Source organism: Shewanella sp. 10N.286.52.B9 (assembly GCF_002873635.1).
Lineage (GTDB): Bacteria > Pseudomonadota > Gammaproteobacteria > Enterobacterales > Shewanellaceae > Shewanella.
In genome coordinates, this window is sequence record NZ_MCTY01000091.1 from 11,465 (window position 1) to 29,521 (window position 18,057).

Genomic DNA, 18,057 nt, shown 5'->3' on the forward strand with positions numbered 1-18,057 from the left:
AAGGTTACAACTTGCTGTTTTAAAATAGGAAGTGTAACCTTCATTTTCCGAAGTTGAGTAAAATTCAACATCATGATTTTGATAATAACATTTTTGTAAATATCTCTTTTTAGCAACACTTCTTAACATTTTTAGAGTGTTATTAACGGCTAAGTTCCGTTATTTTAAGTAGAAAAAACCTCCACAGAAAGAGGTTTACCCGACTGTTAAGTTGTCCTTTGGGAATAATAATGAAGCAAACTGAGCAACAACATTTATTAGAGTTAATTGTAAACTCTGTCGCCAAAGAACAAGGCGACTTTAAACAGACCTCAGAGTTAGTCTGTAAATTACTACTAAAGTTTTTTAATGCTAGTAGCGTTTCAGTTATTTCATTACGTAACAAGTCACTAAAGCAAGAAATCATTGCTTGTCTGTCTGCTGATGACAGCCTAAAACAATTAATTTACCAACACCGCAACGATAATCTTGTTGCAAATGCCTACTTTGATGATATACGCCGTTACCGTCATATTGTCAGTGACAGTTCTCAAACTGACACCCGTCTGCAGGGCTTAAGTGCTTATTATAAGCAAGCCAATGTTCACGCAAATTTAGATGTTGCCATCCGTATCAATGGTCATATAGAAGGGCTATTGTGCATTGAGTTTGAACATCCTCTAAAGCTAACAAGCGATCAAATACAATTTGCTTGTCAATTTGCCGATCAATTGGCTTTAACCCTTGCCACCCGCTATGCCTACGATAAAGATGAGCGAATAACACTATTTCATAGTGCTACAGAGCAAGCTAAGCATGTATTGATGCTTATTAATCTTAAAACCCAAATTATTGAATATATAAATCCAGCTCATGAAAAAATGACTGGCCTAAGTCGCGATATTGTTCAAGATAATCAATTAGTCAGCTTAGATTTTTTTCGTGGCAAACGAGAGCTTGCTGATGAAATGACCCAAGCGTTAATCAATGGCAATGTGGTAGAAGGTGAAAGTGAGCTAACTCGTCTTGATGGCTCGAACTACTGGGTGCAGTATCAAGCCAACCGCTTTGTCACTGAGCAAGGAAACGATTACGCCTTAGTGTCATGCCTTGATGTTACTGCTCAGCGTAAAAGCAAAGAGCAGCTTGAGCATCTTGCTTGGAATTGCAGCCTCACCGGCCTGAGTAATCGCCTTCATTTTACTCAGCAATTAGAAAGGCTCTCTCAAGGCACGTTGATCCTTATCGACTTAATGGGCTTTAAGCGGTTTAACGATACCAATGGTCATGAGCAAGGCGATGCCTTGTTATCCGAAGTCGCTCGACGATTAAAGCATTTTGCTAACAGCCATGATGCTATTGATGTGGCGCGAGTCGGCAGTGACGAATTTGCAATGATTTTACCGCAATTTGATGCTGCTGAATTACTCGAGAACAATATTAATAAGTTATATCAACAATTACTGGTCACCTCGGTAATTGGTCGTGAAAAAGTTGACCCTAAAGCGGCGCTAGCCATTGTTGATATAGCTGCGGTTGCAGATCAGTTTTCACCACTATCCTGTGCTGATATTGCTCTGCAGTACGCGAAAAAGAAGCCATCACTGAATTACCAAGTCTTTAATGATGACTTATTAGCAACCTTTAAAAATAACGCCGAAATAGAGCGAGATTTACAAACCGCGGTACGTAACAGGCAATTTGAACTGTATTATCAGCCACTGATGGATTTAAAAAATCATAAATTTATTGGCGCAGAAGCATTAATCCGCTGGCATCACCCCAAAAAAGGTGTGCTTTACCCGGGGGCATTTATTGATATCGCTGAACAAACCGGCATGATCACTGTCATTGGCGAATGGGTATTGGAAGCGGCCTGTAAGCAACTTAACTTATGGCAGCATAAGAATGTTGATATCGTCATGCATGTTAATGTTGCTGCAAGGCAATTTTTCAGTGGCAATTTATTTGAGCAAGTTTGGAGCTTAGTTACCCGCTACCGGATTAAACCACAAAGCTTAATTTTAGAAATTACTGAAACTGAGTTAATGGGAGATATTCGCCATGCAACCCGACTTTGCCAAGAATTAGCCGATTTAGGCGTTGGCTTAGCCATCGATGATTTTGGTACAGGTTACAGCTCTATGCGTTATTTAAAGCAGTTTCCAATTACTAAGTTAAAAATCGATCGCTCATTTATTGCCGATTTAACCACCAGTCATCAGAGCCGTGAAATTGTCAGCGCCATTATTGCTATGGCCAAGGCGTTAAATATATCCCTAACAGCAGAAGGGGTTGAAACCAAGGAGCAAGAGCTGTTCCTTGAAGATAGCTGTTGCCATCACGCACAGGGTTATTTATACAGCCCAGCCATAAGAGAAAACGAATTTTCACAGTTTATTTTTGAAAAAAATGAAGTCGTGCATTAGCACGACTTGTTGTTATTTGATGGCGTGTTAGCCTGTTAACTTCATGCAGCAGGCTTTAAATTTTTTACCACTATGGCAGATACATGGGTCATTTCGCTTTGGTAAATCCGCGTTAAATTGCTCACCAGTGGTGTAAAACCACTTAGCGTCTTCTCGAACAAATTGTGATTTTTCATAGATCGCATCGATTTCACCGTCATGATAAAACCAAGCTTTAAAGGTCACCGTTGCCGTGGCGAGCTCATCTTGTGGCTCAAAATTAATCACCTCTAATCCAAGCCATCGAGTAAGCTCAGCCCCTTGAGACAAATCATTAATAGATAGGCCGCCGCGATAGTTAGCATGATGAGTCTCGATTAAATAGGGATAGTGTTGTAATACAAAGGCGCAATAACGCGAGCGCATCAGGATCTCAGCTGTGGCTGCAACTTGAACATTACTGTGGTATGGCTTACAACAATCTTCATAAGTTGAATCACTGCCGCAGGGACAATGTATTTTAGTCGTCATAGTAGCTGTCTTTTAAATGCAATGAGTAAAAATGGGTTATAAAGTGTTGAAGGCTTATCTTTAATGGCTTAAAGCACTGATTATTAAACTGGTTAATAAGAGTTTTAAACTAGTAGCTTTAACAATTGCTATGGAATTCGATGTTCTGCTTCAACGGGTACAGAACCCACTTCAGCTTCATTTTCAACTGATATTGATTTAGCTTCAGTATTGAATTGGCGACCATAATATAAGTTAGAAATGGGTTTTGCCGAATAGTAAAGCTCAGGGTTCATTTTGGTGTTTGAATCAACAATAAACTGCCATTGATTGTTAGTGTCTTTTTGTGACACAAAAACAAATTTACCTGAAAATACACTAATTTGATCGCCTGTTTCTTTTTTAGGGTGGAATCGAACCAAATAAAAGCCAACGTCAGTAGCACTATCGTTAGTTAGCTTTCTATTGATGACTCGAAAATCGACTTCAATACGGGCTTCTCTTTTAGCAATTTTTTCAAAAAAATGCTGATAAAGTTCAACTATTTGTGGTTTACCGGTAATGATACCTTGATTTGGTGTTTCAGAAAGGTACACCGCATCATCGGTATACATGGTCTCGATGATACTGATATCTAAATTTTCAAAACCTGACGCAAAAGTTTTATAGTTTTGGTTTATGATTTCGTTATCTGTCAAGGTCACAGCTTGATTGAAAAAACTGATTAATGAGAAGCAGGCAATAAAAAATATTTTATAATGAGGCATGCAATTATTTTGCTCTTAGTGATTCTAACAATAGTCATTACGACAATGGCAACACTATAAATTATTCGGTAGTGATACTAAAGTGGATAATCTTTACAAAGTGTGTAGGAACCAATAATGAATAACGATGACAGCGCACTGTTTTTAGCAGAAATGGCAGGGGTAAAACCCATTAAGGCCAGTGATAGTATTTTTAGCTTCGATTCCGACATCGCAACAGAAGCGCAATTAGCCAGACGAGCTGCTGCAGCGCAGAATGAGTACATTAGTAAACTTACTGTAGATCCGATGATGATTAGTGCGGTAAAACCAGAAGACATGGTGAGTTACAAGCTTGATGGGGTTCAAGATGAAGTGTTTAGTCATCTGCGGCTTGGTAAATATAAATATCAAACAGTGGTTGATTTACATGTTTATCGCTTAGCTCAAGCGCGGGAATACCTTATCGAGGCGATTATCAAAGCACATCATCGTGGTGAGCGTAATATTTTGGTTATTCACGGTAAAGGCTTTAAAAGTAAGCCATACCCAGGGTTAATGAAATCAGCAGTGTGCCAATGGTTGATGCAGTTAGACGAAGTGCAAGCCTATCATTCTGCTACTCGTACTCAGGGTGGCACCGGTGCAGTATTTGTTATGCTGGTTAAATCCGCTCAGCAACGAATTGAGGCAAGTGAAACTAATCGTAAAGGAAGCGGTTTTAGGTAGTCTATATTATCGGCATCACATAGCGTTATTACCCTTATAACAAGGCCTACTCACTAAAACAGTCAGTGGGCCTATTTGTTATTGGCAGTTCATTTAAAACAGCTAACGATGAGTTACCAACCGCATTGACGGTTTTGTTGGCTATTTTGCTTATCTAACCACACTTGTAATGGCGCAAAATAATCGAGTACCGCTTTAGCATCCATGTTTTTAGTGCCAGTGACGATATTTAACGCTTCAGGCCACGGCTGACTTAAACCTGACTCAAGCATTTGATTAAGCTTATCTCCGGCGTCTTTATTACCATAAATACTACAACGGTGCACTGGGCCTTCATTACCGGCGATCTCACATAATGCTTTATGGAACTGGAATTGAAGTACGTGGGCTAAAAAGTAGCGTGTGTAAGGAACATTGCCAGGGACGTGATATTTAGCGCCCGGATCAAAGTCTGCTTCAGTACGTGCTATAGGCGCTTTAACGCCTTGGTATTTTTCACGTAAATCCCACCAAGCTTGGTTATATTGAGCTGGGCTAATTTCGCCATTAAATACTTTCCAGCGCCATTGATCGATCATCAAACCAAATGGCATGAAGGCAATTTTATCAAGGGCTTGACGCAGTAACAGTCCGATGTCTTTTGATTCATCAGGCACTTCATCTAATAGACCGATTTGTTTGAGGTAACTCGGCGTAATTGATAGCGCAATCGTGTCACCAATGGCTTCATGGAAACCGTCGTTTGCAGAACCTTTAAATAGGTGAGGTTGGTTTTTATAAGCGCGCTGATAATAGTTGTGACCTAATTCATGATGAATAACGGTAAAGTCTTCGGCGGTTTTTTGAATACACATTTTAATGCGAATATCGTCTTCGTTATCTAGATCCCAAGCTGAAGCATGACAAACGACATCGCGATCTTTAGGTTGCACAAATAATGAGCGAGTCCAAAATGTTTCTGGTAGCGCTTCAAAGCCTAATGATGAGAAAAACCCTTCAGCTTGCTTAACCATTTTAATTTCATCATAGTTATTGGCCGCTAAAAGCTCGGTAACATTGTAGCCAGGATCTGCATCATCAGGGGCGACAGTATTGTAAATGGTTCCCCATTGCTGAGCCCACATATTACCCAATAGATGCGCAGGAATAGGACCATTATCTGGTGCTACCTCGTCTCCATATTGCTGATTTAGTTCGCCACGGACATAACAATGTAGTGAATCATATAAAGGTTTAATATCACCCCAAAGTCGGTCTAATTCGGCTGAAAACGCCTCAGGCTCCATATCATATTGACTACGCCAAAGTTCTGATAAATCGCTAAAGCCTAAATCTTGCGCGCCTTCATTAGCCAGCTCAACTTCACGTTTAAATAATGGACGCATAGGTTTGGCTATTTCACGCCATCCTTGCCATGCTTCTAATAGCACCGCAGGATCTTGAGATTCAGCCATCAAATTTGATAATTCTGGCTGGGTTAAGCAGCGACCATCGGCAAAACAGTATTTCCCTTTACCGTATAAGCCATTCAGTTCTGAGCTAATTTGTGCAAGCTCAGCGTTTTTAGCAGGATCTAATGGCGCAGGTAATACCAAGCTACTTCGTAAAATATGTAACTTGCGGGCGTTAACAGGATCTAATTCGACCTTGGCATATTTAGCCGCTTCGGTGGCAAAGCCAACTGACATCGAAGTCATTTTTTCACTAATTGCAGCAGAAAGCGCAGCAGTATCTTCAGTGATAAAATTGCTATATACCCATTCGGTGCGTGCGCCTTCTACAGAGAGTTTGGCCAACTGTGCTTCAGCATCATTAATAAATGCGATTGCTGAAGCGCTATCAATTTTGGTTGTTTTTTCATTTGATTGGCTAGCTGGTGGCAGAGGATTTGTGGTGGTTAAATTAATCTCTTCATCCATTTGTTGGCAGGCTGAAAGGCCAAGCGCCATTGAAATAACAACAGCGATAGTAGACGGTTGTTTAAAAGTTAACTTCATCTTACAGGTTTCCTTATTTTTATTTTCGACGACAGTTTACATAATTAACTTAAATATTGCATTTTAGTTGCAACTTGGTGCACAAAGGGTTGCTGCTATCGTGTTGAGATGTAATAGCTACAAGAAATTAGATTGACAACTGTGCGCTCAATGTTTAATTTAAACGAGTGTTTTAATTGATTTGGGTCATGGAATGGCAGGCAGAACAGATACAAAAACAAGAATATTAGATGCTGCTGAAAAACTTTTCGCTGAGAGGGGCTTTTCAGAAACATCTTTACGTCTAATTACTAGCAAAGCCGAAGTTAATTTAGCTTCAGTTAATTATCATTTTGGTTCAAAGAAAGAGCTGATTAGAGCTGTATTAGCACGCTATTTAGATGTGTTCATGCCAAGCGCAGCTGCTGAAATAGATAGATTATTTAAAAATCCACAACTAGCTAATTTGAATGAGATATTTTCATCTCTAATTAATCCATTATTGGAATTAAACCAAGTTAGGCAGGGGGGAACAACGATATTTCTGCAATTGTTAGGTCGTGGTTATATCGAAAGTCAGGGCCATTTAAGGTGGTTTATCACCACGCATTATGGTGATTATTTAAAAGTTTTCGTTAAAGCGGTATCAGAAAGTGCGCCGCATATTCCGCCTGCAGAAATGTTTTGGCGACTACACTTTACCTTAGGGACCATAGTATTCACCATGGCTTCAGCTGATGCACTTAACGAAATTGCAGAAGCTGATTATGGTGAACATAATGATACTGAAGCAATCATTCGTAAGGTGATTCCATATATGGCCGCTGGTGTTTCAGTGCCAATTTTAGCTAAGTAATAAGGGATTAACATGACTGTCGTTATACTGGTTTTAATAGCACTTGCTGTGTTATTTGGTGTGCGTAATTTAAGGATGCGATTTATCACGCGTCCGGTTTTTTCGTTTTTTAAGAAAGTACTTCCGCCATTATCTAGTACTGAAAAAGAGGCGATGGAAGCGGGTGATGTGTGGTGGGAAGGTGAATTGTTTGGCGGAAATCCAAACTGGAACACGCTTCACAATTACGGTAAACCCCAATTAACAGCAGCTGAGCAAGACTTTATCAATAACCAAGTGCAAACAGCGCTGAGTATGATTGATGATTATGACATTGTTCACAACCGCAAAGACTTACCACCTGAGTTATGGGATTACTTCAAAAAAGAAGGTTTTTTTGCATTAATTATTCCCACTAAATTTGGTGGTCGAGAGTTTTCTGCCTACGCCAACTCAACCATTGTCAGTAAAATTGCCTCTCGCAGCATTAGTGCGGCCGTTACGGTTATGGTTCCTAACTCTTTAGGCCCTGGTGAGTTATTAACTCATTATGGTACTGAAGAGCAAAAACAGCGTTGGTTACCTGCGTTAGCTAATGGTGATGAGCTACCGTGTTTTGCGTTAACTGGCCCAGAGGCGGGATCAGACGCTGGTGCAATACCTGATACTGGTATTGTGTGTCGCCGCGAATTTAATGGTGAAGAAGTATTAGGTTTAAGTCTTACTTGGGATAAACGTTACATTACCTTGGCACCTGTAGCTACAGTGCTTGGTCTTGCATTTCAAATGCGTGACCCTGAGGGCTTATTAGGTGATACGGTTAATCTTGGTATTACCTGTGCGTTAATTCCAACCGATCATCCCGGTGTTGAAATTGGTCGTCGTCATAATCCATTGATGATGGCCTTTATGAACGGCACCACAAGTGGTGAAGATGTATTCATTCCACTGGATTGGATTATTGGCGGCCCTCAGTTTGCGGGTAAAGGCTGGAGAATGCTGGTTGAGTGTTTATCTGCCGGCCGTGGTATTTCATTGCCAGCATTGGCAACTGCATCGGGTCATATGGCCACTAAAACCACAACAGCTTATAGTTATGTAAGACAGCAGTTCGGTATGCCAATTGGTAAATTTGAAGGTGTACAAGAAGCGCTAGCGCGTATTATCGCTAACACTTATCAATTAGAAGCGGCCAGATGTTTAACCACCACCGGTATTGATTTAAAAGTGAAACCATCGGTGGTTACCGCGATTGCTAAATATCACATGACTGAATTAGGTCGAGATGTGGTAGAAGATGCGATGGATATTCAGTCTGGTAAAGGTATTCAGTTAGGGTCGAAAAACTATCTCGGTCATGCTTATATGGCCAGTCCTATTTCTATCACTGTTGAAGGGGCGAATATTTTGACCCGTTCGCTGATGATTTTTGGTCAAGGGGCAACACGCTGTCATCCTTATGTATTGGCTGAAATGGAAACTGCGGCGATGGAAGATCAAAAAGCAGCCATTAACCGTTTCGATTCATTATTAATGGGCCATATGACTTATGCTATTCGAAATGGCGTCATGGCTTTCTTTAATGCATTAACAGCCAGTAAAACCAATTCATCGCCAGTTAGTGGTACCACTCAGCAATATTATCGTGATATGAGCCGTATCTCGGCAGCTTTAGCGATAATGACTGATTTAGCTATGTTGGTCATGGGCGGTGATTTAAAACGTAAAGAGATGATCTCAGCGCGTATGGGCGATGTGCTAAGTCAATTATACCTAGCATCAGCAACCTTAAAGCTGTTTGAAGATAATGGCCGTCAACAAGATGATTTACCGGCAGTGCATTATGTCATGACTGAAAGATTACATCTTGCCGCTAAAGCATTGGAAGAGGCTATTCGTAACTTCCCAAATAAGTTTGTTAGCGTATTGCTTAGAGTGATCATATTTCCATTAGGTAATCACTTTAATGCGCCAACTGACAAGCAAGCAACGACCTTAGCAGATGGTTTCATGCAACCTTCGCCAGCAAGAGATAGGTTAACTTTCTTATGTGCTGATTTTGACGGAGATAGCAGCGGCATTGCTGAAGTTGAGCAAGCATTTACAGCTAAATATGCTTGTAAAGGTTTGTACTCTCGCCTTAAGAAAGCCCAAAAAGCGGGGACTCTTGATGCGAAACAGCCAATGGTTGACTTGTTTAACCAAGCTTTAGCCAATGACGTGATTAATCAAGCAGAGCTTGAGCAGCTACTTGATGCCAATGAAAAGCGCTTAGCTGCGATTCATGTCAATGATTTTGAAAGCCTATAATCGAAAGTTAACTGACGTTTGACTGTAACGGTCTAGCGTTACCTGAGGTTTGAATGTTAAACAAGTAATGTTTATGCCTTGGGTACTGTTAGCCTGAAATAATGACGACACACAATTTTCTAAATCAAAACACACATATTTAGCACATAAAAAAACCACCTAATCAGGTGGTTTTTTATTAGCTATTTGAAGCAATTAACTCATATTAAGCAACAACAAGTACTTTACAAGTGTTAGTGCCACCAACAGTTTCCATTGCATCGCCTTTAGTCATTAATACCATGTCACCTGATTTAAGGTAACCAGCAGCTGCAACCGCTTTTAACGCTTCTGATGCTAATGCATCAGCTGGGAAAGCTGTAGAATCAAACTGAACTGGCATAACACCACGGAATAAAGCTAATTTTGCTAAGGTCTTTTGATGACGAGACAGTGCGAAAATTGGTAATGCAGAGCTGATGCGCGACATTAACTTGGTGGTTTCGCCTGATTCAGTCAAGCTGATGATAGCTTTAACACCTTTTAAATGGTTTGCAGCATACATAGTTGAAAGGGCAATGGTTTCTTCAATAGTATCGAATGTTTCGTTCATTCTATGCTTAGAAGACATCACTGATGGATGCTGTTCTGCACCAGCACAAACATTGCTCATTGCTAACACAGTTTCTTCAGGGAAGTCACCGGCAGCAGTTTCAGCTGAAAGCATCACAGCGTCAGTGCCATCTAGTACGGCGTTAGCTACGTCCATAACTTCAGCACGAGTTGGCATAGGGCTTGAAATCATTGATTCCATCATTTGAGTTGCAGTAATCACAACTTTGTTCAATTGACGTGAACGACGGATAAGTTTCTTTTGTACTGCAACTAATGCAGCATCGCCAATTTCAACACCTAAGTCACCACGTGCAACCATTACGGCGTCAGATGCTTTAATGACATCGTCCATCGCTTCATCAGTACCAACAGCTTCTGCACGTTCTACTTTTGATACAATAAGTGCAAAACTGCCCGCATCTTCAGCAAGCTTACGTGCTAAATCTAAATCAGCGCCAGTACGTGGGAAAGAAACGGCTAAGTAATCAACCTGAATTTGCGCAGCCGTTAAAATATCTGCTTTGTCTTTTTCAGTTAGTGCAGGGGCTGTTAATCCGCCGCCTTTTTTGTTGATGCCTTTATTATTAGATAAAGGACCCGCAACAGTAACACTAGTGAAAACTTTACGACCTTCTACAGATTCAACTTTAAGCTGAACACGGCCGTCATCAAGCATAAGAATGTCACCTATGACAACGTCATTTGGCAATTCTTTATAATCGATACCAACTTGTTTCTCGTCACCTTCACCTTTAGCAAGATCTGCATCTAAAATGAAAGTATCACCTAAATTCAACTGAATTTTTTTGTTATCTTTAAAGGTAGATACACGAATTTTGGGGCCTTGCAAATCACCTAATACAGCTACGTGAACACCTAACTCTTTTGCAATATTGCGAGCGTCAGTAGCACGTTTAAGATGATCTTCTGGTGAGCCGTGTGAGAAGTTAAGACGTACAACATTTGCACCAGCGGCAATGATTTTACGTAGGTTATCATCGCGGTCGGTTGCAGGTCCAAGTGTCGTAACGATTTTAGTTCTGCGGAACATAGGATACTCCGTTAATTTAAAAGAAAAAGAATTCGGTACTAAATATTATGGACTTATATTAACAGAGATTTTCGAATTATGTAGGAAAGTTACGAACAAAAAGATCGTTTTTGAGATATATATCTGTGACTGAGTCGTATAAATTCAATAAAAAAGGCCGAACAGGTAATATTGTTCGGCCTTTCGGACAGGTAATTATTTAGTAATAATTAGATGGTAAGATCTTTATTTATCCGAGATTCTTTCAATACTTCTTTAACACGTTTTAGATTATCGCGAAAACGCGGGCCTCTTCTCAAGGTAAAGCCTGTGGCTAACACATCAATAGTAACCAGCTGTGCTAAACGTGAAGCCATAGGTAAATACATGTCAGTATCTTCTGGCACTTCCATGGTCACCGGCAACGTACATTCGTGAGACAGTGGCGAGTTACGAGCAGTAATCCCAATCACCGCAGCGCCATTTTCACGGGCAATTCGGGCTATTTCGATTAATGATTTAGTACGGCCAGTGTGGGATATAAGCACCACAACATCACCTTCATCGCAGCCAATACAGCTCATACGTTGCATTAATACATCATCAAAACAAATGACCGGTACGTTAAAACGGAAGAACTTATTTTGCGCATCGTGAGCAACTGATGAGGATGCTCCCAGGCCAAAAAACGATATTGTTTTAGCTTGCGTTAAAATATCTACGGCTTTATTGACTGCAACCACATCAAGGCTTTGACGGGCAGTATCAAGGGATGCCATTGAAGATTCGAAGATTTTTGTTGTATAGGATTCAGGAGAATCATCTTCTTCAACATGGCGGCTTACATAAGGTGTACCGTTAGCAAGACTTTGGGCCAAATGTAACTTAAAATCAGGGAAGCCCTTAGTATCAAGTCTGCGACAAAAACGGTTCACAGTGGGTTCGCTGACGTCAGCCATTTTGGCAAGCGTTGCAATACTAGAGTGAATCGCCGTTTGCGGAGAAGAGAGAATGACCTCTGCAACTTTTCGCTCTGACTTACTAAATTGTGTAAGGCTTTTTTGCACCTTCTCAAGGGTATTCATAAGTAATTGTCCGCTAAAATGGATGATGTAATTTTATATCATAAATTACAATTTAGGAGGAAATGAAGTAATTTTCATACCTCTAAAAACGATTATAAGCCGTTTTGTTTTATTTTTTGTAACTAATCTATGATAGTAAAGTAATTTAACAACTAAAATACTATCAGGTTTTATGTGAAAAAGGCTAGATGTAACCAATATCAATAATTGTAAAATTATAATGCACAAATTTAATTCTGTTGTTATATTACAACAAAAGTGTGCTTTTATTCACTGGCAACTAAAAATGGTTTGCCTGTGAACACGCATAATAAAGGAGTATTTTAAGCAATGAGTAACTCATCAATAGGCGCCAAGGCTTGCGACTTTGTACTTTTTGGCACCAAAGGCGATTTAGCACGCCGTAAGTTGTTACCTTCTCTCTATCAGCTTGATAAAGCGAATCTATTAGATAAAGACACCAAAGTTATTGGTGTCGCTAAAGATGCCTTTACTCAAGAAGAGTTCATTGAACTTGTCAATAAAGCATTAAACACTTTTGTAAAGGACGAGTTATGTGAAGAGACCCTCGCTCGCTTTATTGCTCGTTGTCATTATATCGGTACTAATTTTACCGATTCTGAAGGCTACAAAGCTTTCCATGGTCTTTTAGAGCCAACTAAGCGTGTAATGGTCAGCTATTTCGCCACGCCTCCGTCAATCTTTGGTGAAATCTGTCGTTGTCTTAATGAGCAAAACCTTATTCATTCCGACACCCGTATCGTGCTTGAAAAGCCAATTGGCACTTGCCTTGCGTCATCAAAAGTCATTAATGACAAAGTTTCTGAATTCTTCAATGAAAATCAAGTTTACCGAATTGACCACTATTTAGGTAAAGAAACCGTTCAAAATCTCATTGCCCTGCGCTTTGCGAATTCATTGTTTGCTTCTAAGTGGGATAACCGCACGATTGATCATGTACAAATCACCGTAGCTGAAGAAGTCGGTATTGAAGGTCGTTGGGGATACTTTGATACTGCAGGTCAAATGCGTGACATGATCCAAAACCATTTACTGCAAGTGCTGACGCTTGTGGCAATGGACCCGCCAGTAAATTTAGATGCTGATAGCATTCGTGATGAAAAAGTAAAAGTACTTAAGTCATTGCGTCCAATTACCCCAAACAACGTGTTTGAAAACACGGTTCGTGGTCAATATTCTAGTGGTTATTTAAAAGGCTCACCTGTTCCTGGTTATTTAGAAGAAGAGGGCGCCAATGTTAAATCTAACACTGAAACCTTTGTAGCGCTTCGCGTTGATATTGATAATTGGCGCTGGGCTGGCGTGCCGTTCTACTTACGTAGTGGCAAACGTATGCCGTTTAAGAGCAGTGAGATTGTGGTTTACTTCAAAAACCCGCCGCATAATTTATATCGTGACACCATGCGTAACTTACCACCAAACAAGTTGACTATTCGTTTGCAACCCCATGAAGGTGTTGAAATTCAAATGATGAATAAAGTCCCAGGTCTGGAAGAAAAGCAACGCATCCAGACCACCAAACTTGATTTAAGTTTCACCGATACCTTTAAAAACGAACGCATTGCCGACGCTTACGAACGTTTATTACTTGAAGCCATGTTAGGTAATCAAGCATTGTTCGTGCGCCGTGATGAAGTTGAGCAAGCCTGGACTTGGGTCGATGGCATCATCAATTCTTGGGAAAATGGCGGCGAGAAGCCTAAGCCATATCCAGCAGGTACATGGGGCCCTGTGGCTTCAGTTGCTTTAATCACTAAAGATGGTCGTTCTTGGGACGAGTAAGGAAATATTATGATTAAAGAATCTGTATTTAAAGCATTTGCAACCCCAGCGGATCTCGAAACCAAATTAGCTGACAAAATTGCCAGTCAGTTGCAGGATGCGGTTGATAGCCGTGGTAAAGCAAGCCTTGTTGTTTCAGGTGGCTCGACACCGCTTAAATTATTTCAATTACTAAGCAATAAAGCGATCGACTGGAGTGATGTTTATATCACACTTGCCGATGAACGTTGGGTAGATGCAGAAGCTGCAGATTCTAACGAGCGCTTAGTAAGAGCACATTTATTACAAAATCGCGCAGCAAGTGCCAAATTCCGTGGTTTAAAGAATATGTTTGATAGCCCTGAAAAGGGCTGTGACATGACGATTGAGTCTCTGGCTAACTTCCCTAAACCATTTGATGTTGTGGTATTAGGCATGGGTACAGATGGCCACACTTGTTCGTGGTTCCCTTGCAGTAAAGAATTAGAAAACGCTTTTACGACTGATTTACTTTGCGCAGCCGTTAATCCAACGACTGCTCCACATGCACGTATTACCTTATCTAAAGGTGCCATTTTAAACAGTCGCCAGATTTATCTGCATTTAGTAGGTGAGTCAAAACTATCCGTATATCGCCAAGCTTTGGAAAGCGACGATGTGAATGCAATGCCAATTAGAGCCGTATTAGCGCAGCGTAAAACGCCCGTTGATGTGTTTTATAGCGCGTAAAGGAGTTAACCATGCACTCAGTAGTTCAAGCTGTTACCGATCGAATTATCGCTCGTAGCCAAGATTCACGTAAAAAATATCTCGAAGCATTAAACGATGCTCGCGCCAAAGGCGTACATCGTAGTGCATTAAGCTGTGGTAACTTAGCCCACGGTTTTGCGGCTTGTAAGCCAGATGATAAAGACTCTTTACGTCAATTAACCAAAGCGAATATCGGTATTGTGACGGCATTTAACGACATGTTATCTGCTCATCAGCCATATGAAGATTACCCAAATTTCATTAAAAAAGCCTGCCAAGAAGTCGGTAGTGTTGCTCAAGTTGCTGCGGGCGTTCCGGCAATGTGTGACGGTGTTACCCAAGGCCAACCTGGCATGGAGCTAAGCTTACTGAGTCGTGAAGTGATTGCAATGTCAACGGCGGTGGGTTTATCTCACAATATGTTTGACGGCGCCTTATTATTAGGTATTTGCGACAAGATTGTTCCGGGTTTATTGATTGGCGCGTTAAGTTTTGGTCATTTACCAATGATGTTTGTGCCAGCAGGCCCAATGAAATCTGGTATTCCAAACAAAGAAAAAGCCCGTGTACGTCAACAATTTGCACAAGGTAAAGTTGATAGAGCGGCATTGTTAGAAGCTGAATCAAGCTCTTATCACAGTGCGGGTACTTGTACTTTCTACGGTACTGCTAACTCTAATCAGTTAATGCTTGAAATGATGGGGCTACAGTTACCTGGTTCTTCGTTTGTGAATCCTGATGATCCACTACGTGATGAACTAACCGCAATGGCAGCTAAACAAGTGTGTCGTTTAACCGAAATGGGCACCCAATACACCCCAATCGGTGAGATTGTAAATGAAAAATCAGTGGTTAATGGCATTGTAGGCATCCTTGCAACAGGTGGTTCTACCAACCTGACTATGCACATTGTTGCTGCAGCGCGCGCCGCTGGCATCATTGTAAACTGGGATGACTTTTCAGATTTATCTGATTGCGTACCATTATTGGCAAAGGTTTATCCAAACGGTCATGCTGATATTAACCATTTCCACGCCGCAGGCGGTATGGCATTTTTAGTCAAAGAATTGCTAGATGCAGGGCTTATCCATGAGGATGTCAACACTGTAGCGGGCTTTGGTTTACGTAAATATACCCAAGAGCCGCGCATTCTTGATGGCAAGTTAACTTGGGTTGATGGGCCAACAGAAAGTTTAGACAAAGAAGTGTTAACTCACATCGACACACCTTTTCAAAATAACGGCGGTCTAAAATTACTTAAAGGTAACCTTGGTCGTTCAGTGATCAAAGTCTCTGCTGTACCAGCAGCTAACAGAATTGTTGAAGGTCCAGCGGTTGTGATTGACGACCAAAACAAGCTTGATGCAATTTTCCAAGCAGGTGGTTTAGACCGAGATTGTGTTGTGGTGGTAAAAGGCCAAGGCCCGAAAGCTAACGGTATGCCAGAGTTACATAAACTCACGCCATATTTAGGTACCTTACAAGATAAGGGCTTCAAAGTGGCGCTTGTTACAGATGGCCGTATGTCTGGCGCGTCAGGCAAAGTGCCTGCAGCGATTCACTTAACGCCAGAAGCATTAGATGGTGGCCTTATCGCTAAGGTTGAAGATGGCGACATGATCCGTGTTAATGCTGATACCGGCGAGCTAAGTTTACTGGTGGATGAAGCCACTTTAACTGCACGTGTAGCAGGGAAAGTAGATCTACATCACTCAAGTTATGGCATGGGCCGTGAATTATTCGGTGCTTTACGAAATAGTTTAAGCAGCCCAGAAACAGGCGCTCGTAGTACCAGTGCCATTGACGAAATTTATTAATTAAAAGGAAGATACTCGAATGCTTGAGAATAACTGGACGTTACAGCCACAAGATATTTTTAAACGCAGCCCGATTGTTCCTGTAATGGTTATCAATAAAATTGAGCATGCAGTACCGTTAGCTAAAGCATTAGTAGCGGGCGGCATCAGTGTTTTAGAAGTCACTTTACGCACAGAATGTGCTTTAGAAGCCATTGCATTAATTGCTAAAGAAGTCCCAGATGCGTTAGTGGGGGCAGGTACTATTTTAAATGAATTGCAACTGCAGCAAGCTGTAGATGCGGGTTCACAATTTATTATTACGCCAGGTGCTACCGTTGACCTGTTAAAAGCAGCTAAGCGTGGTAATGTGCCGTTAATTCCAGGTGTTGCGAGTATCTCAGAAGTTATGACGGGGATGGAGTTGGGTTACACCCATTTTAAATTCTTCCCAGCTGAAGCGTCTGGCGGCGTTAATGCACTGAAAGCCTTCTCGGGTCCATTGGCGAATATTCGTTTTTGTCCAACAGGCGGTATTACGCCGACAAGTTATAAAAATTACTTAGCATTAGCTAATGTTGATTGTATTGGTGGTAGCTGGATAGCGCCTACTGATGCAATGGAACAAGAAGATTGGGGTCGTATTACCCAGCTCTGTAAAGATGCCATCGGCGCTTTATAACCCGAGCGTTTAACTAACGATTAATAAAAGCCACTTTCGAGTGGTTTTTTTGTTTTTAAAATAAGTCCGATCATCAATTTTATAGTGTATAAATTAATACTGGTGAATTAACATTATAAAAATGGACACTTCTTTAAATGGACAAGTACCAGCAAACGGTAAACGTATTTGACAAAGCAGCTGATAAATATCAGCAAAAATACATGGATTGTGCCTTATATGCTGATAGTCTTAATCGTTTTGCTGCGTTAATAGACACTCAATTCAACATTGAATCTAGTTCTAAATCGGCATTTAAAACAGAAACGGGTATTTCTGTATACGATATCGGTTGCGGACCAGGTAACGCCAGTTTGTATTTGCAACAAGCATTAGCTCAGCAACGAAATGTCCCGATAAATATCAGTGGAATAGATTTATCTACGGCGATGATAACGATTGCCAAGCAGCAAAACCCCGCAGCGACATTTGAGGTTAACGATATTCGCCAGATTGCGGCAACAAATAATAGATTTAATGTACTGCTGTGCTCATTTTGTCTGCCGTATCTTGCAAAAACTGATATAGCGCCTTTTATTGAATCTTTAGCCAAGATATCGACACCACAAGCGTTGATCTATATTGGCTTTATGCAAGCTGATTACAGTCAATCATGTGTGCAAGAGTCTGCTGAAGGTGACAAGCTACATATGTATTTTTATCAACCTGAATTTATAGCGTCTTTGCTCTGCCAATATGATTTTGAAATTGTCACCAGCTTTACCCAAGATCATATCGTCGATGGTCAGAAGATGGCCACTGATAGGTTTTTATTTGCTAAGAAAACAGTGTTAATTAAGGAGTGA

At 40.8% G+C, this 18,057-nt stretch carries 14 protein-coding genes; 9 read left to right on the plus strand and 5 right to left on the minus strand.

What is annotated here, in order from left to right:
• The first annotated feature begins 230 nt into the window (after positions 1 to 230).
• Positions 231 to 2,408 (plus strand): EAL domain-containing protein, encoded by a 2,178-nt coding sequence (locus BCU91_RS06205; protein ID WP_102435552.1) that lies wholly within the window; start codon positions 231 to 233, stop codon positions 2,406 to 2,408.
• 27 nt (positions 2,409 to 2,435) lie between these two features.
• On the opposite strand, the gene BCU91_RS06210 is transcribed toward BCU91_RS06205, so the two are convergent.
• Positions 2,436 to 2,918, minus strand: coding sequence for a YchJ family protein (locus BCU91_RS06210; RefSeq protein WP_102435550.1), 483 nt, complete (start codon positions 2,916 to 2,918; stop codon positions 2,436 to 2,438).
• 128 nt (positions 2,919 to 3,046) lie between these two features.
• Entirely contained in the window at positions 3,047 to 3,595 is a 549-nt protein-coding gene (locus tag BCU91_RS06215; protein ID WP_241900987.1) for a nuclear transport factor 2 family protein, read from the minus strand.
• Positions 3,596 to 3,781: 186 nt separating this feature from the next.
• Here BCU91_RS06215 and smrA point away from each other — a divergent pair, with 186 nt between their 5' ends.
• Positions 3,782 to 4,372, plus strand: a complete 591-nt coding sequence (smrA, locus tag BCU91_RS06220) for a DNA endonuclease SmrA (RefSeq protein ID WP_102435546.1) — start codon at positions 3,782 to 3,784, stop codon at positions 4,370 to 4,372.
• Positions 4,373 to 4,485: 113 nt separating this feature from the next.
• On the opposite strand, the gene BCU91_RS06225 is transcribed toward smrA, so the two are convergent.
• Entirely contained in the window at positions 4,486 to 6,369 is a 1,884-nt protein-coding gene (locus BCU91_RS06225) for a M2 family metallopeptidase (protein ID WP_102531115.1), read from the minus strand.
• A 193-nt stretch (positions 6,370 to 6,562) separates the two neighbouring features.
• On the opposite strand from BCU91_RS06225, the gene BCU91_RS06230 reads away from it, so the two are divergent.
• Positions 6,563 to 7,204 (plus strand): TetR/AcrR family transcriptional regulator, encoded by a 642-nt coding sequence (locus BCU91_RS06230; protein ID WP_076541009.1) that lies wholly within the window; start codon positions 6,563 to 6,565, stop codon positions 7,202 to 7,204.
• A gap of 12 nt (positions 7,205 to 7,216) precedes the next feature.
• Positions 7,217 to 9,493: an acyl-CoA dehydrogenase gene (locus tag BCU91_RS06235; protein ID WP_102435542.1), complete on the plus strand. Its 2,277-nt coding sequence runs from the start codon at positions 7,217 to 7,219 to the stop codon at positions 9,491 to 9,493.
• A gap of 205 nt (positions 9,494 to 9,698) precedes the next feature.
• On the opposite strand, the gene pyk is transcribed toward BCU91_RS06235, so the two are convergent.
• Both pyk and BCU91_RS06245 read right to left on the minus strand, forming a co-directional pair.
• Entirely contained in the window at positions 9,699 to 11,138 is a 1,440-nt protein-coding gene (pyk, locus tag BCU91_RS06240) for a pyruvate kinase (protein ID WP_102435540.1), read from the minus strand.
• A 209-nt stretch (positions 11,139 to 11,347) separates the two neighbouring features.
• Positions 11,348 to 12,202, minus strand: a complete 855-nt coding sequence (locus tag BCU91_RS06245; protein ID WP_102435538.1) for a MurR/RpiR family transcriptional regulator — start codon at positions 12,200 to 12,202, stop codon at positions 11,348 to 11,350.
• Positions 12,203 to 12,532: 330 nt separating this feature from the next.
• Here BCU91_RS06245 and zwf point away from each other — a divergent pair, with 330 nt between their 5' ends.
• The 5 genes from zwf to BCU91_RS06270 all read left to right on the plus strand — a co-directional run bounded on the left by zwf (position 12,533) and on the right by BCU91_RS06270 (position 18,057).
• The gene (gene zwf, locus BCU91_RS06250; RefSeq protein WP_102435536.1) at positions 12,533 to 14,005 is read left to right on the plus strand and encodes a glucose-6-phosphate dehydrogenase; all 1,473 of its coding nucleotides are present in this window, start codon (positions 12,533 to 12,535) and stop codon (positions 14,003 to 14,005) included.
• A 9-nt stretch (positions 14,006 to 14,014) separates the two neighbouring features.
• Positions 14,015 to 14,713 (plus strand): 6-phosphogluconolactonase, encoded by a 699-nt coding sequence (gene pgl, locus BCU91_RS06255; RefSeq protein WP_102531116.1) that lies wholly within the window; start codon positions 14,015 to 14,017, stop codon positions 14,711 to 14,713.
• Between the two features lie 11 nt (positions 14,714 to 14,724).
• Entirely contained in the window at positions 14,725 to 16,551 is a 1,827-nt protein-coding gene (gene edd, locus BCU91_RS06260) for a phosphogluconate dehydratase (RefSeq protein WP_102531117.1), read from the plus strand.
• 19 nt (positions 16,552 to 16,570) lie between these two features.
• Positions 16,571 to 17,212 carry a bifunctional 4-hydroxy-2-oxoglutarate aldolase/2-dehydro-3-deoxy-phosphogluconate aldolase gene (locus BCU91_RS06265; protein ID WP_102531118.1) on the plus strand — a complete coding sequence of 214 codons (642 nt, stop codon included), beginning with the start codon at positions 16,571 to 16,573 and terminating at the stop codon, positions 17,210 to 17,212.
• Positions 17,213 to 17,349: 137 nt separating this feature from the next.
• Positions 17,350 to 18,057 (plus strand): class I SAM-dependent methyltransferase, encoded by a 708-nt coding sequence (locus BCU91_RS06270; RefSeq protein WP_102531119.1) that lies wholly within the window; start codon positions 17,350 to 17,352, stop codon positions 18,055 to 18,057.